This window comes from Streptomyces sp. NPDC002817, assembly GCF_053592055.1.
On record NZ_JBSFUY010000023.1, the window covers coordinates 58,794 to 74,357 of the forward strand.

General features: G+C 71.8%; 13 protein-coding genes. 5 read left to right on the forward strand and 8 right to left on the reverse strand.

The genetic code is table 11. The features are described 5' to 3' along the window. Positions 1-73 precede the first annotated feature (73 nt). On the forward strand, positions 74-997 hold the full coding sequence (gene metF / locus ACWD3I_RS33490; protein ID WP_365402264.1) for a methylenetetrahydrofolate reductase [NAD(P)H]: 924 nt from the start codon (positions 74-76) through the stop codon (positions 995-997). Between the two features lie 56 nt (positions 998-1,053). Next, on the forward strand, positions 1,054-1,995 hold the full coding sequence (locus ACWD3I_RS33495; RefSeq protein WP_365402261.1) for an SCO2102 family sporulation regulator: 942 nt from the start codon (positions 1,054-1,056) through the stop codon (positions 1,993-1,995). Between the two features lie 7 nt (positions 1,996-2,002). On the opposite strand, the gene ACWD3I_RS33500 is transcribed toward ACWD3I_RS33495, so the two are convergent. The 5 genes from ACWD3I_RS33500 to ACWD3I_RS33520 all read right to left on the reverse strand — a co-directional run bounded on the left by ACWD3I_RS33500 (position 2,003) and on the right by ACWD3I_RS33520 (position 8,061). Beyond that, the gene (locus tag ACWD3I_RS33500; RefSeq protein ID WP_365402258.1) at positions 2,003-3,517 is read right to left on the reverse strand and encodes a phytoene desaturase family protein; all 1,515 of its coding nucleotides are present in this window, start codon (positions 3,515-3,517) and stop codon (positions 2,003-2,005) included. A gap of 66 nt (positions 3,518-3,583) precedes the next feature. Continuing rightward, positions 3,584-4,201, reverse strand: a complete 618-nt coding sequence (locus tag ACWD3I_RS33505; protein ID WP_365402255.1) for a DUF4126 domain-containing protein — start codon at positions 4,199-4,201, stop codon at positions 3,584-3,586. Positions 4,202-4,587: 386 nt separating this feature from the next. Beyond that, complete coding sequence (locus tag ACWD3I_RS33510; protein WP_365402252.1) at positions 4,588-5,205, reverse strand: TetR/AcrR family transcriptional regulator; 618 nt, start codon at positions 5,203-5,205, stop codon at positions 4,588-4,590. A gap of 44 nt (positions 5,206-5,249) precedes the next feature. Continuing rightward, the gene (locus ACWD3I_RS33515) at positions 5,250-7,334 is read right to left on the reverse strand and encodes a YhgE/Pip domain-containing protein (protein WP_365402249.1); all 2,085 of its coding nucleotides are present in this window, start codon (positions 7,332-7,334) and stop codon (positions 5,250-5,252) included. Beyond that, the gene (locus ACWD3I_RS33520; RefSeq protein WP_365402246.1) at positions 7,306-8,061 is read right to left on the reverse strand and encodes an ATP-binding cassette domain-containing protein; all 756 of its coding nucleotides are present in this window, start codon (positions 8,059-8,061) and stop codon (positions 7,306-7,308) included. Before ACWD3I_RS33520 ends, ACWD3I_RS33515 begins: the two co-directional genes overlap by 29 nt. A 187-nt stretch (positions 8,062-8,248) precedes the next feature. Between ACWD3I_RS33520 and ACWD3I_RS33525 the strand changes: the two genes are divergently transcribed. The 3 genes from ACWD3I_RS33525 (at position 8,249) to ACWD3I_RS33535 (ending at position 10,437) form a co-directional block, all read left to right on the forward strand. Continuing rightward, the gene (locus ACWD3I_RS33525; RefSeq protein WP_365402244.1) at positions 8,249-8,818 is read left to right on the forward strand and encodes an SAV_6107 family HEPN domain-containing protein; all 570 of its coding nucleotides are present in this window, start codon (positions 8,249-8,251) and stop codon (positions 8,816-8,818) included. Between the two features lie 174 nt (positions 8,819-8,992). Beyond that, positions 8,993-9,763, forward strand: a complete 771-nt coding sequence (locus ACWD3I_RS33530) for a methyltransferase (RefSeq protein WP_365402240.1) — start codon at positions 8,993-8,995, stop codon at positions 9,761-9,763. A gap of 278 nt (positions 9,764-10,041) precedes the next feature. Beyond that, positions 10,042-10,437 (forward strand): DUF3040 domain-containing protein, encoded by a 396-nt coding sequence (locus tag ACWD3I_RS33535; RefSeq protein WP_171144436.1) that lies wholly within the window; start codon positions 10,042-10,044, stop codon positions 10,435-10,437. Between the two features lie 177 nt (positions 10,438-10,614). Here ACWD3I_RS33535 and ACWD3I_RS33540 read toward each other — a convergent pair whose 3' ends face one another. The 3 genes from ACWD3I_RS33540 to ACWD3I_RS33550 are packed head-to-tail and all read right to left on the reverse strand — an operon-like array spanning position 10,615 to position 15,403. Beyond that, positions 10,615-13,002 (reverse strand): transglutaminase TgpA family protein, encoded by a 2,388-nt coding sequence (locus tag ACWD3I_RS33540; protein ID WP_365396181.1) that lies wholly within the window; start codon positions 13,000-13,002, stop codon positions 10,615-10,617. Further along, entirely contained in the window at positions 12,999-14,375 is a 1,377-nt protein-coding gene (locus tag ACWD3I_RS33545) for a DUF58 domain-containing protein (protein ID WP_365396178.1), read from the reverse strand. The genes ACWD3I_RS33540 and ACWD3I_RS33545 overlap by 4 nt, the downstream gene beginning before the upstream one ends. Next, positions 14,375-15,403, reverse strand: coding sequence for an AAA family ATPase (locus ACWD3I_RS33550; protein ID WP_266893611.1), 1,029 nt, complete (start codon positions 15,401-15,403; stop codon positions 14,375-14,377). The genes ACWD3I_RS33545 and ACWD3I_RS33550 overlap by 1 nt, the downstream gene beginning before the upstream one ends. Between the last annotated feature and the right edge of the window lie 161 nt (positions 15,404-15,564).

Here is a 15,564-nt window from a genome sequence, read left to right on the forward strand (position 1 = left end):
CAACAAGTCGACAAAACGGGCAAATTTCCCGGATCCGGTTGGGTGACCGCTGCCCCCTGGCTAACCTGCGGGTATGGCCCTCGGAACCGCATCCACCAGGACTGACCGCGCACGCACCGTGCGCGACATGCTCGCCACGGGCAAGGCGACGTACTCGTTCGAGTTCTCGGCGCCGAAGACCCCCAAGGGTGAGCGGAACCTGTGGAGCGCGCTGAGGAGGGTCGAGGCGGTCGCCCCGGACTTCGTCTCCGTCACGTACGGTGCCGGCGGTTCCACCCGCGCGGGCACCGTCAAGGAGACCGAGCAGATCGTCGCGGACACCACGCTCACGCCGGTCGCCCACCTCACCGCGGTCAACCACTCCATCGCCGAACTGCGCAACATCATCGGCCAGTACGCCGACGCCGGGATCCGCAACATCCTGGCCGTCCGCGGCGACCCGCCCGGCGACCCGATGGGCGACTGGGTGGCCCACCCGCAGGGTCTGACCTACGCCGCCGAACTCGTCCGGCTCATCAAGGAATCGGGCGACTTCTGTGTCGGCGTCGCCGCCTTCCCGGAGATGCACCCGCGGTCCGGGGACTGGGACGCCGACGTCGCGCACTTCGTCGACAAGTGCCGGGCCGGCGCCGACTACGCCATCACGCAGATGTTCTTCCAGCCGGAGTCCTATCTGCGACTGCGTGACCGAGTCGTCAAAGCGGCCTGCGAGACCCCCGTCATCCCCGAGATCATGCCGGTGACCAGCGTGCGGATGCTGGAGCGCCTGCCACAGCTCAGCAACGCGGCCATCCCCTCTGTCCTGAAAGAGCGGATCCTCACAGCAAAAGACGATCCGGCCGCTGTACGCTCCATCGGTATCGAGTTCGCCACGGAGTTCTGCGCCCGGCTGCTGGCCGAGGGAGTGCCCGGACTGCACTTCATCACGCTCAACAACTCCACGGCGTCGCTGGAGATCTACGAGAACCTGGGCCTGCACCACCCACCGCAGGCCTAGACCGGCCGCACCGATATACGACACACTGCGTAGCGGTCACTGGGAGAGGGGCGTACATGGGCTGGACGGTCCTCTACATCGCGTTCGGAATCGTCGCGCTGTGGTTGCTGGGCGAGGTGCTGCTGCAGTACAAGGCGCGGCTTCGCTGGCGACTGCTCGCCTTCGCCGGCTTCGTGGGCGTCGTACTCGGTGTGCTCATCCCGTCGGTGGTCGTCATCGGACTGGGCGCCATCGCCTTCGCGGTCGGCCAGACCTACGTCACCCTCTCCTTCCGCCGCGGCTTCGAACAGGGCTGGGCGGTCAATCCGCCGGAGGCCCTGGGCGGCCTCGTCGGCGGCAAGCGCGGCGGCCGCCGCGAACGCGGCCGCGAGGAGCCGACCCTGGAGGTCTCCGACCTCGAGGCGACGGACGCCGCCTACGGCGACGAGGGCAACTACGCCTCGAACGCGCCCGGTTACGGCCAGGACGACTACGACCGCGACGACGTGTTCACGCCCGCCCGCCCCGCGGCCGCCGAGGTCTACGAGCCGCAGCCGATGCCCGACGACACCGGCTCCTACGGCATATACAACGACGGCACGTACGCCGGCCAGGGCCAGACCCAGGACCAGTACGCGACGGCCGCCCAGGGCGCCGACCAGAACTACGGCTACGACGGCTACACCGGCTACGACCAGCAGCAGTACGGCTACGACATGGCCGGACAGCAGCAGTACGCCGCCTACTCCGACCCGTACATCGGCACCCAGACCTACGGCGGCTACGACACCTCCTACGGCGGCCAGCAGCAGTACGGTCAGCAGGCCTACGGCCAGGACCAGTACGGCAACCCCACCTACGGCGAGACCCCGGCCGGCGGCGTGTGGGTCCCGCAGCAGCGCACCGACGAGACGTACGGCGGCGAACTGCCGCAGGAGCAGCAGTACCCCTACCAGGGCAACGGCCAGCAGGGGAACGGCCAGCAGGGCAACGGCTACGACGAGCAGTACCGCTTCTGACCAGCGGTCACCGAGAGCCCCGGAACTCCGGCCCCTCCACGATCAGCCCGGCCACCAGCGCACCCGACATCCCGGCGTGCGGGAGGCCTCCGCCCGGGTGGGACCAGCCGCCGACGGTGAACAGACCGGACAGCCCGGTGGTGTTCGCCGGGTGCAGCAGGCGACCTTCGGCCGCGGCGAGAGCCGGGGCGGGAACCGCGCCCCCCTCCGCACCGGTCGTCTCCGCGATGTCGGCCGGGACACGCACCTCGTGCCAGAGAAGGCGCTCGCGCAGGTCCGGTACGGCACGCTCGGCAGCGGTGATCAGCTTGTCCGCGTGATCGTCGAAGACCTCGGACGTCGGCCGGTCCCGGTCGGCGTGGGCGGGCACCGTGGCGGTGAGGGTGATCGCCTCGTGGTCCGGGCTCGGGACCACACCCGGGTCGTCGGGGCGCAGCACGGTGAGCGTGGGGCGTACGTCGAGCCCCCGGGACGAGCCGAACAGCAGGTCCAGCTCGCGCTCCCGGTCCTCCGCGTGCACGACCGTCCGGTGCGCCGCTCCCTGTGGGCGCCCGCCGCGCAGCGCCACCAGCACCGTCATACGGCTCGGCAGCCCGCGCAGCGGAGGAACCGCACCGTCCTCCCGCACCGCGGTGCCCCGCACGCAGCGGCTCAGCACATCGGGAGCGACACCGGCGACGACGAAGTCCGCCTCCGCCACCTCCCCGTCGGCCAGTTCGAGCCCCGCAGCCCGGCCGTCCTTCTCCAGCACCCCGGTGACCTCGGCGCCGAAGTGGAACTCCACCCTGCGCGCCACACACCGCTCGTGCACCGCGCGCGCCAACTCCCGCATGCCGCCGCGGACATACCAGGTGCCGAAGGCGTGCTCCATGTACGGCAGCACCGCCGCGCTCGCCGGGGCGACGCGCGGGTCCAGGCCGTACGCGAGGGCGTGGCTCTCCAGGAGGGCGACGAGTCTCGGATCGCGCAGCTCCCAGGCGCCGACCTCGGCGAGCGTGCCGGCCCGGCGGGTGCGGAGCAGCTTCTTGTGCGGGACCGACGGATAGGGCTCGCGGTCGGCCAGCACCGACCAGTTCGGCCAGAGGGGTTCCTCCAGGAGCGGCCTGCGGGTGCGGTCCCAGGCCTCGCGGGCCCGGACCAGGAAGTCGCCCCAGCGGGCGCTCGCGTCGGAGCCGAGTGCCTCGTCCAGCGCCGAGACGACACCCGCGCGGGAGGCGTTCGGCAGACTGACCTCGGTGCCGTCCGCGAAGAGATGCCGCGTCGACGGGTCGACCTGGACCAGCTCGACGACCGACTCCAGCGGCTCCTTGCCGGTCTTGACGAACAGATCGCGGTAGACCGCGGGAAGTGTGAGCAGCCCCGGTCCGGTGTCGAAGGCGAAGCCGTCGCGCTCGAGGCGGCGCACCGCACCGCCGTACGTCTCCGTACGCTCGTACACCGCCACCCGGTGGCCCGCGACGGCCAGCCGGGCGGCGGCCGCCATCGCGCCCATCCCGGCGCCGATCACCGCAATCCGTGCCATGCCTGCGACTTTATCGGCCACCACCGACAGCCCCGGCCGCGGGCACCGTCCGAGGGCTGCCGGGGGTCACCAGCCCGGTGGGTGTCCCGTCCGTCCCGCGAGCCGTTTCTCCTCCCGCCGTTGCGCCCGGCGGCGCAGGAACCGTCGGATCCGGGAGATCAGGAAGACGAGTATCACCAGGCCGCCGACCAGCAGTACGCCTGCGATGATCGCCGCCGCCTCCGGGTGGAATATGGCGAAGGTGACGATCCCGGCGACCCCGAGATCCTCGGCCAGGCTCACGATCACGTTGCTCAACGGCTCGGGCGAGGTGTTCACCGCCATCCGCGTCCCGGCCTTGACGGCATGGCTGGCCAGCGCCGTCGAACCGCCGACCAGACCCGCGACCACGTCGTTGAGCGAACCGCTCTGCCCGGCGAGCACCGCACCGACCCAGGCGCCCGCGGCAGGGCGGATCAGCGTGTGGACCGAGTCCCACGCCGAGTCGACGTACGGGATCTTGTCCGCGACCGCCTCGCACAGGAACAGCACACCGGCTGTGATGAGGACCTCAGGGCGCTGGAGCGTCTCGGGGACGTCGTCGCTCAGCCCGGTCGCGCCGAAGACGCCGAGCAGCAGCACGACGGCGTAGGCGTTGATTCCGCTGGCCCAGCCGCTGGTGAAGACGAGAGGGAGTACCGACACGGAGGCGATCGTAACCACTCGGCAACGGAGCGTCCTGGGCCTGAGTACGCAGGTCTGAGTATCCGTACCTAGTGGGCGAGATGAGTACGCGCGCGGATGGGGGCCGACCTGCGCGAACGAGAGAGTGGAGCCACGGAGAAGGGGAACGGCTCGGCACCGGCGACACGGGGCGCCGGAGCGGAGCCGCCCCGGATCCGCTCCTTCCGCCGGCGGAAGTCGGCGGGAGCGAGGCACGGGGGGCCCGGGGGAACGACCGAACGGGGGTCCAACGGGGGAATCGGGGGAGCACGGGGGAGCAGGAGAAGGCGCCGGTTCGAGGTGGCCCGCGGGGGACGCGGCCACAGCGGACCGGCGCTTTCGTCTGTCTACGCGCGCGTACCGCCGGCTCAGCCCCGGCCGCTCACCCGTCCTTGCAGCAGCCGCGACAGTGCCGAGTGCACATCGTCCAGGGAGCGCTCCGCCTGGAACGCCTTCCAGTCCAGGGCCGCCACCAGCACCATGCCGACCAGGGCGGACGCGGTCAGGGAGACATCGATCGCCTCGTGGAACTCGCCGTTCGCGATGCCCTCGCGCAGCACGTCCTCGACGACCGCCACCGCCTGCTGCCGGACCACCATGAGCGTGGACTGCCAGGCCCGGTTGGTGCGCCAGAGCTCGGCCACGTACAGCTGGGTGAAGGCCGGATAGCGGTCGATGAAGACCAGGCCGGCCCGGATCATCGCGTCCAGGGCGTCCGTCTTGCTGCCGCCCTCCCGCGCCGTCCGCTCCGCGGCCTCCCGGAGGGAGGCGGTGAGCAGTCCCACACCGTGCCGCAGCAGCTCCTCGAACAGGACGGACTTGCTCGCGAAATTGTAGTAGACCGTGCCCTTCGCCACCCCGGCCCGCTCGGCGATCTCGTCGACGGTGGTGGCGGAGAAGCCCTGCTCCGCGATGAGCGTGACGGCCGCCTCGTAGAGTTTCTGCCGGGTGGCCTCGCGGCGCGTGCTGCCGCTGCTGCTTTCCATGCCCCCGATTCTCACAGCTGCCGGAGACCCGGCGGTCGTCGAGGTCACAGGCTCAGCTCCGGGTGCAGCCGGTCGAGCGTCCACACCTGGCGACGGCGGGCCGACAGCGCGGTCAGTGCGAGTGCGCCCGCGGTGAAGGCGACGAGCACCACGCACGCGTGCCAGACCGGACCGAGACCGCCGCCCGTGATGAGCCTGCGGAGCGCCTCGACGACGTAACTCATCGGCAGGAAGGGGTGGAGCGCGTTGAAGAAGCCAGGGCTGGTCTGCACGGGGTACGTGCCGCCCGCGGACGTCAACTGGAGCATCAGGAAGGCGAGGACGAGGATCCGTCCCGCCGCCCCGAAGCGGGCGTTCAGCCACTGCACGATCGCCGCGAAGCACGCCGTCACCAGGAACAGGAAGCCCACCGTGCCGACCGCCCGCACCATCTGCAGGCCGATCGCCCAGTGCAGCACCGACATCAGGGCCACCGTCTGGAGCACCCCGACCGCCACCACCGGCAGCCAGCCGGCCAGCGCTATCCGCCACGCGGGGGCGCCCGCGGCGAGCGCGCGCCGGTTCATCGGTGCGACCAGCATGTACGCCACCATCGCGCCCACCCACAGGGACAGCGGGATGAAGTACGGGGCGAACCCGGTGCCGTAGTTGGGCGCCTTGTGCATGTCCTTGGAGACCAGCTGGACGGGGTCGGCCATGACCTCGGTCCGCTCGTCGCGGTCCCGCTTGTCGTAGTCGGGGATCTGGTCGGCTCCGTCGTGCAGCCCGTCCGAGAGCTTCCCGGAGCCGTCGACCAGCTTGTACATGCCGCCGTTCAGATCGGCGGCGCCGGTCCTGAGCTTGCCGACCCCCTCGTCCAGGTCACCGGCACCGGTCTTGGCCGTGCCGAGCCCCGTGTGCAGCTTCTTGGCGCCCGCGGCGACCTTCCCCGCGCCCGTGTTCAGTTCGTTGACCTTGGAGACGGCGTCGTCGAGGTCCTCGGAGAGGTGCGGCGCCCGGTCGGCGATCGCCTGGGCCTGCTTCTGCAGGTTCGCCAGGTTCTTGTCGAGCTTCTTCAGGTCGCCGTCCTGGTCGCCCACGAGGGTGTTGAGGTCGTCGGCGATGGTCGCCACGTCGGAGGCCGCGTCCTTGGCCTTCTCCAGGTCGGCGCAGGCCGCGTCGGGCAGTACGGCCTTCTCGCAGCGCGTCCGATGGATCTCGTCCAGCGTTTCGGAGGCCGTGCGGGCGCCCTTGGCGGCCACGGGGGCCGTCGTCACCAGGGTGTCCAGGTGCTTGCGGATCGCCTTGCTGGAGTCCGCGACGAGCTGGGCGGTGTCACCGATCGTCTTCTCGTTGTCCTCGAGGAACGGGCCCGCCTTCGCCGCGACCCCGTTGACCTTGTCGGCGAGCGTCTGGGTGCCCTCCGCGACCTGCTGCGAGCCGTCCTCCAGGTCGCCCGCGCCCTTGTCGAGCTTCTTGAGCCCCTTGGCCAGATCGCCGCTGCCGCTCTTGGCGTCCGTCAGCCCGTCGGCGAGGTCCTTGGACCCCTTCTCGGCCTTTCCGAGCCCGCCCTCGAGCTTGTCGGCCCCCTTGGCGGCCTTGACCGTCGCGCCGTGGATGTCGGAGAACGAGATGAAGATCCGGTCCAGGAAGGACCGCGACGCCTTCGTGGACGCGGCCTGGCGCACCTCGCTGAAGACCGTGCGCGAGATCTGCCCGACGATGTAGTTGTTCGCGTCGTTGGTCCGCACCTGGAGTGCGCCCGTCTCGGGGGAGTCGCCCGCGCTGGACGCGATCCGCGCGCTGAAGTCGGTCGGCACGGTCAGCGACAGGTAGTACGTGCCCTCCTCCACACCCGCGCGTGCCTCGGCGGCGCTCACCTCGTGCCACTCGAAGACGTCGCTGTCGTGCAGCCCCCGGGTGATGTCGTCGCCCGCCGCGAGCTTCCTCCCGTCGGCGGTGGCTCCCTTGTCGTCGTTCACGAGCGCCACGGGGATGCGGTCCAGCCGGCCGTACGGATCCCAGAACGACCACAGATACAGGGCGCCGTAGAGCAGGGGCAGCACCAGCAGCGCGACCAGCGCGGCCCGCGGCAGCTTCCCCCGTCCGAAACGCCGCAGCTCAAGCGCGGCCAGTCGCGGCGAGCGCATCGACGTCCTCCTTCTTCTTCTGAGCCGAGCCCTGAGGGGCACTTTGAGTGGACACCTTCACGGCAGCCTCCTCGGGTGCCTCACTGCACACCGCCACGACCGTGGTCCCCGCCTCGGTGATCGACGTCAACAGCGCCCAGACCTCGGCCCGTTCCGCGTCGGACAGCTTCAGATCGGTGTCGTCGACGCCGAGCAGCCGCGGCCTCCCGATCAGGGCGAGCGCGACGGACAGCCGCAGCGCCTCCAGCCGCTCCAGATCGCGTACGGCCGTCCGGGAGCCCTTGGGCAGGGCATCCCGGTCGAGACCGGCGGCGCTCAGGGCGGTGTCGATCCGCAGCTTCGCCTCGTTCGCGCGCTCGGCACGCGGCCGCAGCAGCCCGCGCAGGGAGTCGCCGAACCGGTGCTGCAGCAGCGCCCGTTCGCGCAGGTGCTCCCCGACGGTCAGGGCCGGGTCGAGGTCGGTGACACCGGCGACGTTGGCCACGGCGCTCATCCGCCGCACCGCCGCGAGCTGCTTCGGCAGCCGGGCCCCGCCCACGGCCGCCGTCCCCTCGGACGCCTTCATCCGCCCGGTGAGCGCGAGCAGCAGACACGTACGGCCCGACCCCGACACCCCCTCGACGGCGATCAGCGCCCCGGGCTCCGCATCGAGGCCGATCCCGCGGAACGCCCAGCCGCGCGGCCCCTTGAGCCCGAATTCCTCGGCTGTGACGGCGACTCCGCCCACAGCCCACCCCCTGATGTCCAGAACTGCCGGAGTTTTTGAACTGACTGGTCAGTGCAAAAACTAACCCGAACCTTCGATCGAAGCAAAAGCCCAGGTCAGAACGGATTGTCAGTGGCATACCTCACGATGGGCACATACGGCATCCCGTATCGGGACGTGCCGTCACACAGACGACAGGAGGTTCGTCATGGCCACCTACCACGCAGCAGCCGCCCGCCGGCGCCGCGCCACCGGCCCTGCCCCCTCACTGACCGGACCGGCGAGCGACGTACACCCCGTGCTCCGCCGGACCACGGCCCCGCCCGCCGCCCTCGATCTGCTCGCCCAGGCCCGTGCCGGACTCGACGAGGCCGCCGTCCTGGAGACACCGAACGAGCGCTATGCGACGGCCCACCTCGCCGCCCTGCGCACCGCCGCCGCCGTGCTCGCCGCGCGCGGGCGTCCGGAACCCTCGCCACGACGCCGGGCCAAGATCCGGAGCGCCTGGGAAGTGCTCCCCGAAATAGCCCCCGAGCTCGCCGAGTGGAGCGCGCTCTTCGCCGCCGGCGCCCGGCGCCGCGCCCGTGCCGAGGCAGGCATCCAGGGTGCGGCCACGCGCCGGGACGCTGACGACCTCATACGTGACGTGGCGATGTTCCTGCGCCTCGTCGAACGAATGCTGGTCCTCCAGCCGGTCCTGCCCCAGCCCCGCCAGGACACGGACCGGCCGGAGCCCGACGACCACGACACGGGCCGGGACATGCCGGACGCGGGCTGACCCCGCCGGCACGGCACGGGCGCTGCCACCTGGATGCCACGGTGGTCGGGCGAGGTGACGGAGGCAATAGGGTGGAGGGCGCCTGAAGCCCTCCTTCTCCGGTACCCGGGCGGGGAGGGCAGACCGATCGCTCCGCCGTGCAAGAGGCGGTGCCGCGACGAGGAGTCAACTGCCGTGTCGGACCCGCTGCGACCCCGCGCCTCTCTCCGTACCGCCGTGGTCTGGGAGGTCCTCCAGGACGCCCTCGAACGGCGGGTCAAGGCCACGGGCCGGGACGCCCTGGACGTCCTCGACACCGGCGGCGGCAGCGGCAACTTCGCCGTGCCCGTCGCCCGGCTCGGCCACCGGGTCACCGTCGTCGACCCCAGCCCCAACGCGCTGTTCGCCCTGGAGCGCCGCGCCGCCGAGGCCGGCGTCGCCGACCGGGTGCGCGGTGTCCAGGGCGACGCCCACGGTCTCTTCGACGTGGTCGAGCGCGGCGCCTACGACGCGGTGCTGTGCCACGGCGTCCTGGAGTACGTGGACGACGCGGCCGAGGGCATCCGCAACGTGGTGGCCGCCCTGCGCTCCGAGGGCGTCCTCAGCCTGCTCGCGGCGGGCCTCGGCGGCGCCGTGCTCGCCCGCGCCCTCGCCGGCCACTTCAAGGAGGCCAAGCAGGCGCTCGAGGACCCGAACGGACGATGGGGCACCGGTGACCCCGTGCCGCGGCGTTTCACCGCCGACCAGCTCACCGAGCTGGTCGAGGGCGCGGGCCTCGAGGTCGGTGCCGTGCACGGCGTGCGGGTCTTCGCGGACCTGGTCCCCGGCGTGCTGGTCGACACCGAGCCCGGAGCCCTGGAGGCCCTGCTCAAGCTGGAGGAGGCGGCGGCCGAACTCCCCGCCTTCCACTCCGTGGCCACGCAGCTTCACGTGCTCGGTGAGACCCGAGGGACCGTCGAGGCCTGAGGCAGCTCTCCTGGTGCAGCGCTGATCAGGGACTTGGGTGCAGATGGAGTACGCCACAGGCCCCCCGATCGGGCGCCTGGCGCCGTATGATCGAGGGAGACCGTCCGGCATGACGGGTCGGCCGCTGGGGAATGCAAGATCTAGCGGGCCGGGACGTGCATGGCGGAATCCCGGTTGGCCAATTGGCGTAGAGGGGCGGGTTTCACGGGGGCGATTCCCTGCCTATCCTGAAGGGACCCCCCGGGTCGCCCCGGCGACTGCACGATGAGGAGGATTCCGTGCCGCTCTCGGAGCACGAGCAGCGAATGCTCGAGCAGATGGAGCGAGCGCTGTACGCCGAAGATCCCAAGTTCGCGACAGCGCTTGAGGGAAGCGGGCTGCGCACGTACACCCGGCGACGGGTCTACCAGGCGGTCGCGGGCTTCCTCGTGGGTATCGCGCTCCTCATGGCAGGAATGGTCGCCAAGCAGGTCTGGCTCAGCGTGGTGGGCTTCCTCGTCATGCTGGGCTGTGCGGTACTCGCCGTGACCGGCTGGCGCAAGGCCCCCAAGCCGGGTGAACAGCCCGCGGCCGGTGCCCCGCACGCGCGCCGTCAGGCCAGGCAGAAGCGCTCCATGATGGACCGTATCGAGCAGCGCTGGCAGAAGCGCCGCGACGAGCAGGGCGGCCATTAGCTCGACCAATAGCTGATGCGTGAGGGGGTGACCACCCGGCGGGTGGTCACCCCCTCACGCACGCCCTTTTGACGGCGCCGATCGCCCCTTCGGTGATCGCCCGATCAGCGTCCGACCCAACGGCTGAGGCCCCGACCCGCTCGCACGGGTCGGGGCCTCAGCCGTTGCTCCGCGGACTCAGCCCTCCTGGCCCGACGGCTGCTTGCGCAGCGTCGGCCTGGCCGCCGCCGCACGGGCCGTCACACCGGTCCACCACTCCGAGACCGCCCACACCACTCGTACGGTTGAACGCGGCGCGAACATCGCCCGCAGCTTCGTACGCCGGGTCACCGGGACGGCCAGTCCGGCGATCGCCTGTCGGACGTCTTCCGCGAGCCCCGCCGTCGGGCGCGGCCGCGGCGCGTAGAGAACCTGCTCCACCGCGTCCGCCACCCGGTGCACCGCGGTCGCGGCCGTCGGGTCGAGATGCCCCAGTCTCACGATCCGCGCCGCCGCCTTGCGCGGGGTCTGCGAATCGTCCGGCAGGATCCCGAAGTCCCACGCGGTATCGGTCAGTTCCAGCCAGACCGCCAGGGTGTGCAGCGCCGCGTCCGCCTCGCTGCGGCCGTGCGCCCCCAGCCGTACCGCCCGGGTGCGGCGGCGCCACACCATCGGGGCCAGCGGGATCGCCAGCGCGGCGAGCCCGCCGAGGACCCATGCGAGCACGACGGTCCACTTCGGACCACCGCCGTCCGTGACCGGCAGGGCCGCGGCGGACTCGCTCGGGCACGCCTCCAGCTTCTTCTGCTCCGCCGTGCAGCTCTCGCTCGCCGAGGGGGCGGTGGAGGGCGCGGCGCTCGCCGACCGGGACGGGACGCCCGGGTCGGGCAGGTTGCTGTCGGGGCTGTCCGTCTGCGTGTACTCGGGCTGGGTGCCCCGGGTCGGGGTGGGCTCGAAGCGGGTCCAGCCCACGCCCTCGAAATACAGCTCGGGCCAGGCGTGGGCGTCCCGCAGCCCCACCGACACCGTGCCGTCGGCCTGCGGCGTACCCGGCGCGAAGCCCACCGCCACCCGGGCCGGGATGCCCAGGGTGCGGGCCATCGCCGCCATCGCGAAGGAGAAGTGGACGCAGAAGCCCTGCTTGTCCTTCAGGAACCGGGCGATCGCCTGGGAGCCGGAGCCGACCTGCACCTGGGTGTCGTACTGGAAACCGCCCGTCAGGGAGAAGTACTCCTGGAGCTTGACCGCCTGCTCGTAGTGGTTCGCGGAGCCCTGGGTGACCTCACGAGCCGTGGTGGCCACGACCGCCGGAAGCGAGTCGGGCACCTCGGTGTAGTCGCGCCTGATGTCCCCGGGCGGCGCCGGGGCGGCCGCCAGCTGCTCCGCCGTCGGCTGCACGACAAGGCTCTTGACCTCGTACGCCGCCCCGCTCGTGGTCTGGTCGTGGTCGCCGACGAGGGTCATGCCCTCGGGTTCGTAGCGCCAGTCCCCGTCGATCCGCACACCGCTGGGCGGGTACGGCATCGGCAGCCAGTCCTGGCGGTAGTCCTTGGCGGCCGTGACACTGGTCGTGATCTCGGCGCGCCGGATGTCGGCGCCGAGGCCGATCGGCGTGGGCAGCTGGTCCGGCACCTTCTCGATGTTGCGCTTGGACGGCTTCCAGGTCCGGCCGTCGAAGTCGTCCAGCGAGACGATCCGCAGATAGAGGCTGCCCTGGTCCTCGGGCTCGGTGCGCAGGGACAGGACCTGGCGGTCCTCGTCCACGTTCAGGTTGTCGCGCAGGGACACCAGCGGGTTCACCGCGGAGATGGTGCCGCCGCTCCCGCTGCCACCGCCCACACCCGCCCCGGTGCCGTCCAGGAGGCCGCCGTCCATCGCGGGCAGCGCGACCGGCACCACCAGGGCGAGCCCCAGCGCGACCGCGCCGATGCGCCGCCCGGTGCGGACCGGCGCCACCACGCCGGGCTCGCCGCCCGGGGTGCGCGGTGCCCCGCCGAAGACCCGGCCCCACTGGGAGAGCCGGTCGCGTCCCTCGGACAGCAGCAGCATCAGATAGCCGGCCGCCGCGACCAGGAACCACAGCCAGTCGGCGCCACCGTCGGAGAGCCCCGCTGCGACGGAGTACAGCGCCAGCAGCGGCAGCCCGGCCGGAGCCGCGCTGCGGAAGGTCACGGCGAGGGTGTCCACCGCGAGGCCGATGACCAGCACACCGCCGAGGATCATCAGCCGGATGCCGTCGGACTCCAGCGGTGCCGGGATCGCGTACCGCGCGACGTCGTCGCCGCCCTGCTGGAACAGATCGGCGAACCGCTGGAACGCCTCCGGACCCGGGACCAGCCCGGCGACCGCCTGCTCCCGGGTGAAGACCAGGGTCAGCATCATCAGCGTGACCAGGGCCTGTGCGGCCACGGTCAGCGGCCGCGCCAGCGGCACCCGCCGGGTCGCCGCGCCCACCAGCGACTGGACACCGAGCAGCAAGGCCGCCTGCAGGATCCACGAGGCCGGTTCGACCAGGGGCAGCAGGGCGCAGGACGCCATCAGGGTGGCCGCCCAGGCGCACAGCGCCAGTCGTGCCCGCCCGCTCATGCGCGTGCCCCCTCACTGCCCGGCCCGCTCGTCGCACCGATGCCGGTGCGCTCGCGGTCCGCCTGGCGCCACAAATCGCTCAAGGAGGCGCCACGCGGCACGCTCAGCGCCGTCCAGCCCGCCTCGCGCAGCATCCGCAACCGCTCCTCGCTCCTGTCCAACGGGCCGGCCACATCGGTCGGTTCCCGCCCCCAGCGGCCGCCGTCCAGCACGAAGGCGACCGCGCCGCCACTGCGCTGACGCATCTTGGCGGCCACCGCGGCCTGCTCCTCGTCGAGGTCGCCGAAGAAGGCGATCAGCAGTCCCTCGTTGCCCCCGCGCAGCAAGTCGTAGGCCCGGGACAGACCCGTGCCGTCGGAGTGGTCGATCACCGCGAGGGTGTCCATCATCAGCCCGGCCGCGTCCGCCGACTCCTGGCTCGCGCCCGCGAAGCCGTCCGCGCCCTCGCCGGGCACCGAACTGCCGGTGTCCGTCAGCAGTCGTACGGAGAAGCCCCGTTCGAGCATGTGCACCAGCGCCGACGCCGCGCCCGACACGGCCCACTCGAAGGGCGAGTCGGGGCCCGCGCCGCGGAAGGCGAGGCCCCGGGTGTCCAGCAGCACCGTGCAGCGGGCGCGCTGCGGCTGCTCCTCGCGGCGCACCATCAGCTCGCCGTAGCGCGCGGTGGAACGCCAGTGCACCCGCCGCAGATCGTCGCCGTAGCGGTATCCGCGCGGGATGACGTCGTCCTCGCCGGCCAGGGCGAGCGAGCGGTTCCGCCCGTCGCCGTAGCCCTTCGCCTCACCGGCGAAGCGCACCGGCGGCAGTGGCTCCACGCGCGGGATCACCGTCAGGGTGTCGTACGACGAGAAGGACCGGGTCAGCTCGCACATGCCGAACGGGTCGGTCAGACGCAGCTGGAGCGGGCCCAGCGGATAGCGGCCGCGCAGGTCGGAGCGGACGCGGTAGGACACCTCGCGGCGGCCGCCCGCCTCCACCCGGTCCAGCACGAAGCGGGGACGCGGGCCGAGGACGTACGGCACCCGGTCCTGGAGCATCAGCAGACCGGTGGGCAGCCGCGAGACGTTGTCCATCCGCAGATGGACACGGGCCTCGCTGCCGGAGGGCACGCGCGCGGGGGAGAGCCGGCGGCTGCCGGCCACCCGGTAGCGGGTGCGGTAGAGCACGGTCGCGCAGACCAGCGGCAGCAGCGCGAGGAGCAGCCCGACCCGGAGCAGATCGCTCTGCCCCAGGACGTACGCGCAGATGGCGGCTGCGATCCCGGCGGCCAGGAACGAACGGCCGCGGGTCGTCAGACCGGCCAGCGCGGTGCGCACCCCGCCCTTGTCGCCCCGGTCGGCCTCGCTGTGGGCCGGCCCGGCGGCGGTGGTCATCACAGCCTCCGCGGCGGCTGCTGGCCGTACGCCTGCGTGCCGTGCCCGAGCCCGGCGCCGCCCTGCTGCTGGGGCACCGGGGTGCGCTGCAGGATCTCCTGCACCACCTGCTCCGCCGTACGCCGGTTGAGCTGTGCCTGGGCGGTGGGCAGCAGCCGGTGGGCCAGGACAGCGACGGCGAGCGCCTGGATGTCGTCCGGCAGCGCGTACTCCCGGCCGCTCAGGGCGGCGGATGCCTTCGCCGCGCGCAGCAGATGCAGCGTCGCGCGCGGGGAGGCGCCGAGTCTGAGGTCGGGGTGGGTGCGCGTGGCGGCGACCAGCTCCACCGCGTACCGCCGGACCGTGTCGGCGACGTGGACGCCGCGGACGGCGTCGACCAGCTTCACGATGTCGTGCGCGTGCGCCACCGGCTGGAGGTCGTCCAGGGGGCTCGCCCCGCCATGGATGTCGAGCATCTGCAGCTCGGCCTCCGCGCTGGGGTAGCCGATGGAGACCCGCGCCATGAAGCGGTCGCGCTGGGCCTCCGGCAGGGGATAGGTGCCCTCCATCTCGACCGGGTTCTGTGTGGCCACCACCATGAACGGGCTCGGCAGCTCGTACGTCTGCCCGTCGATGGTCACCTGCCGCTCCTCCATGGACTCCAGGAGTGCCGACTGGGTCTTCGGCGAGGCGCGGTTGATCTCGTCGCCGATCACGATCTGCGCGAAGATCGCCCCCGGCTTGAACTCGAAGTCCCGGCGCTGCTGATCCCAGATGGACACCCCGGTGATGTCCGAGGGCAGCAGGTCGGGCGTGAACTGAATACGCCGCACCGAGCAGTCGATGGACCGCGCCAGTGCCTTCGCGAGCATGGTCTTGCCGACGCCCGGTACATCCTCGATCAGAAGATGCCCTTCGGCGAGCAGTACGGTCAGCGAAAGCCGTACGACCTCGGGCTTGCCCTCGATCACACCCTCTACCGAACTGCGGACACGCTCCACAGTGGCAGTCAGATCTGTGAGGCTCGCTCGATCGTCATAGGTCGTCACCCGGCCCTCCTCGGCCCGTTCTTTCTCCGGGCCGACGCTCTGCGTTGCGGACCGGCCCACCCCGAATCACGGACACCGCCCGGAAAAGGTTCCGCGCGACGTCCATCCACGCATTCTGGCTGCCGTTACCGATTCGTGTCACTCGCCTGTGGACAACTGCC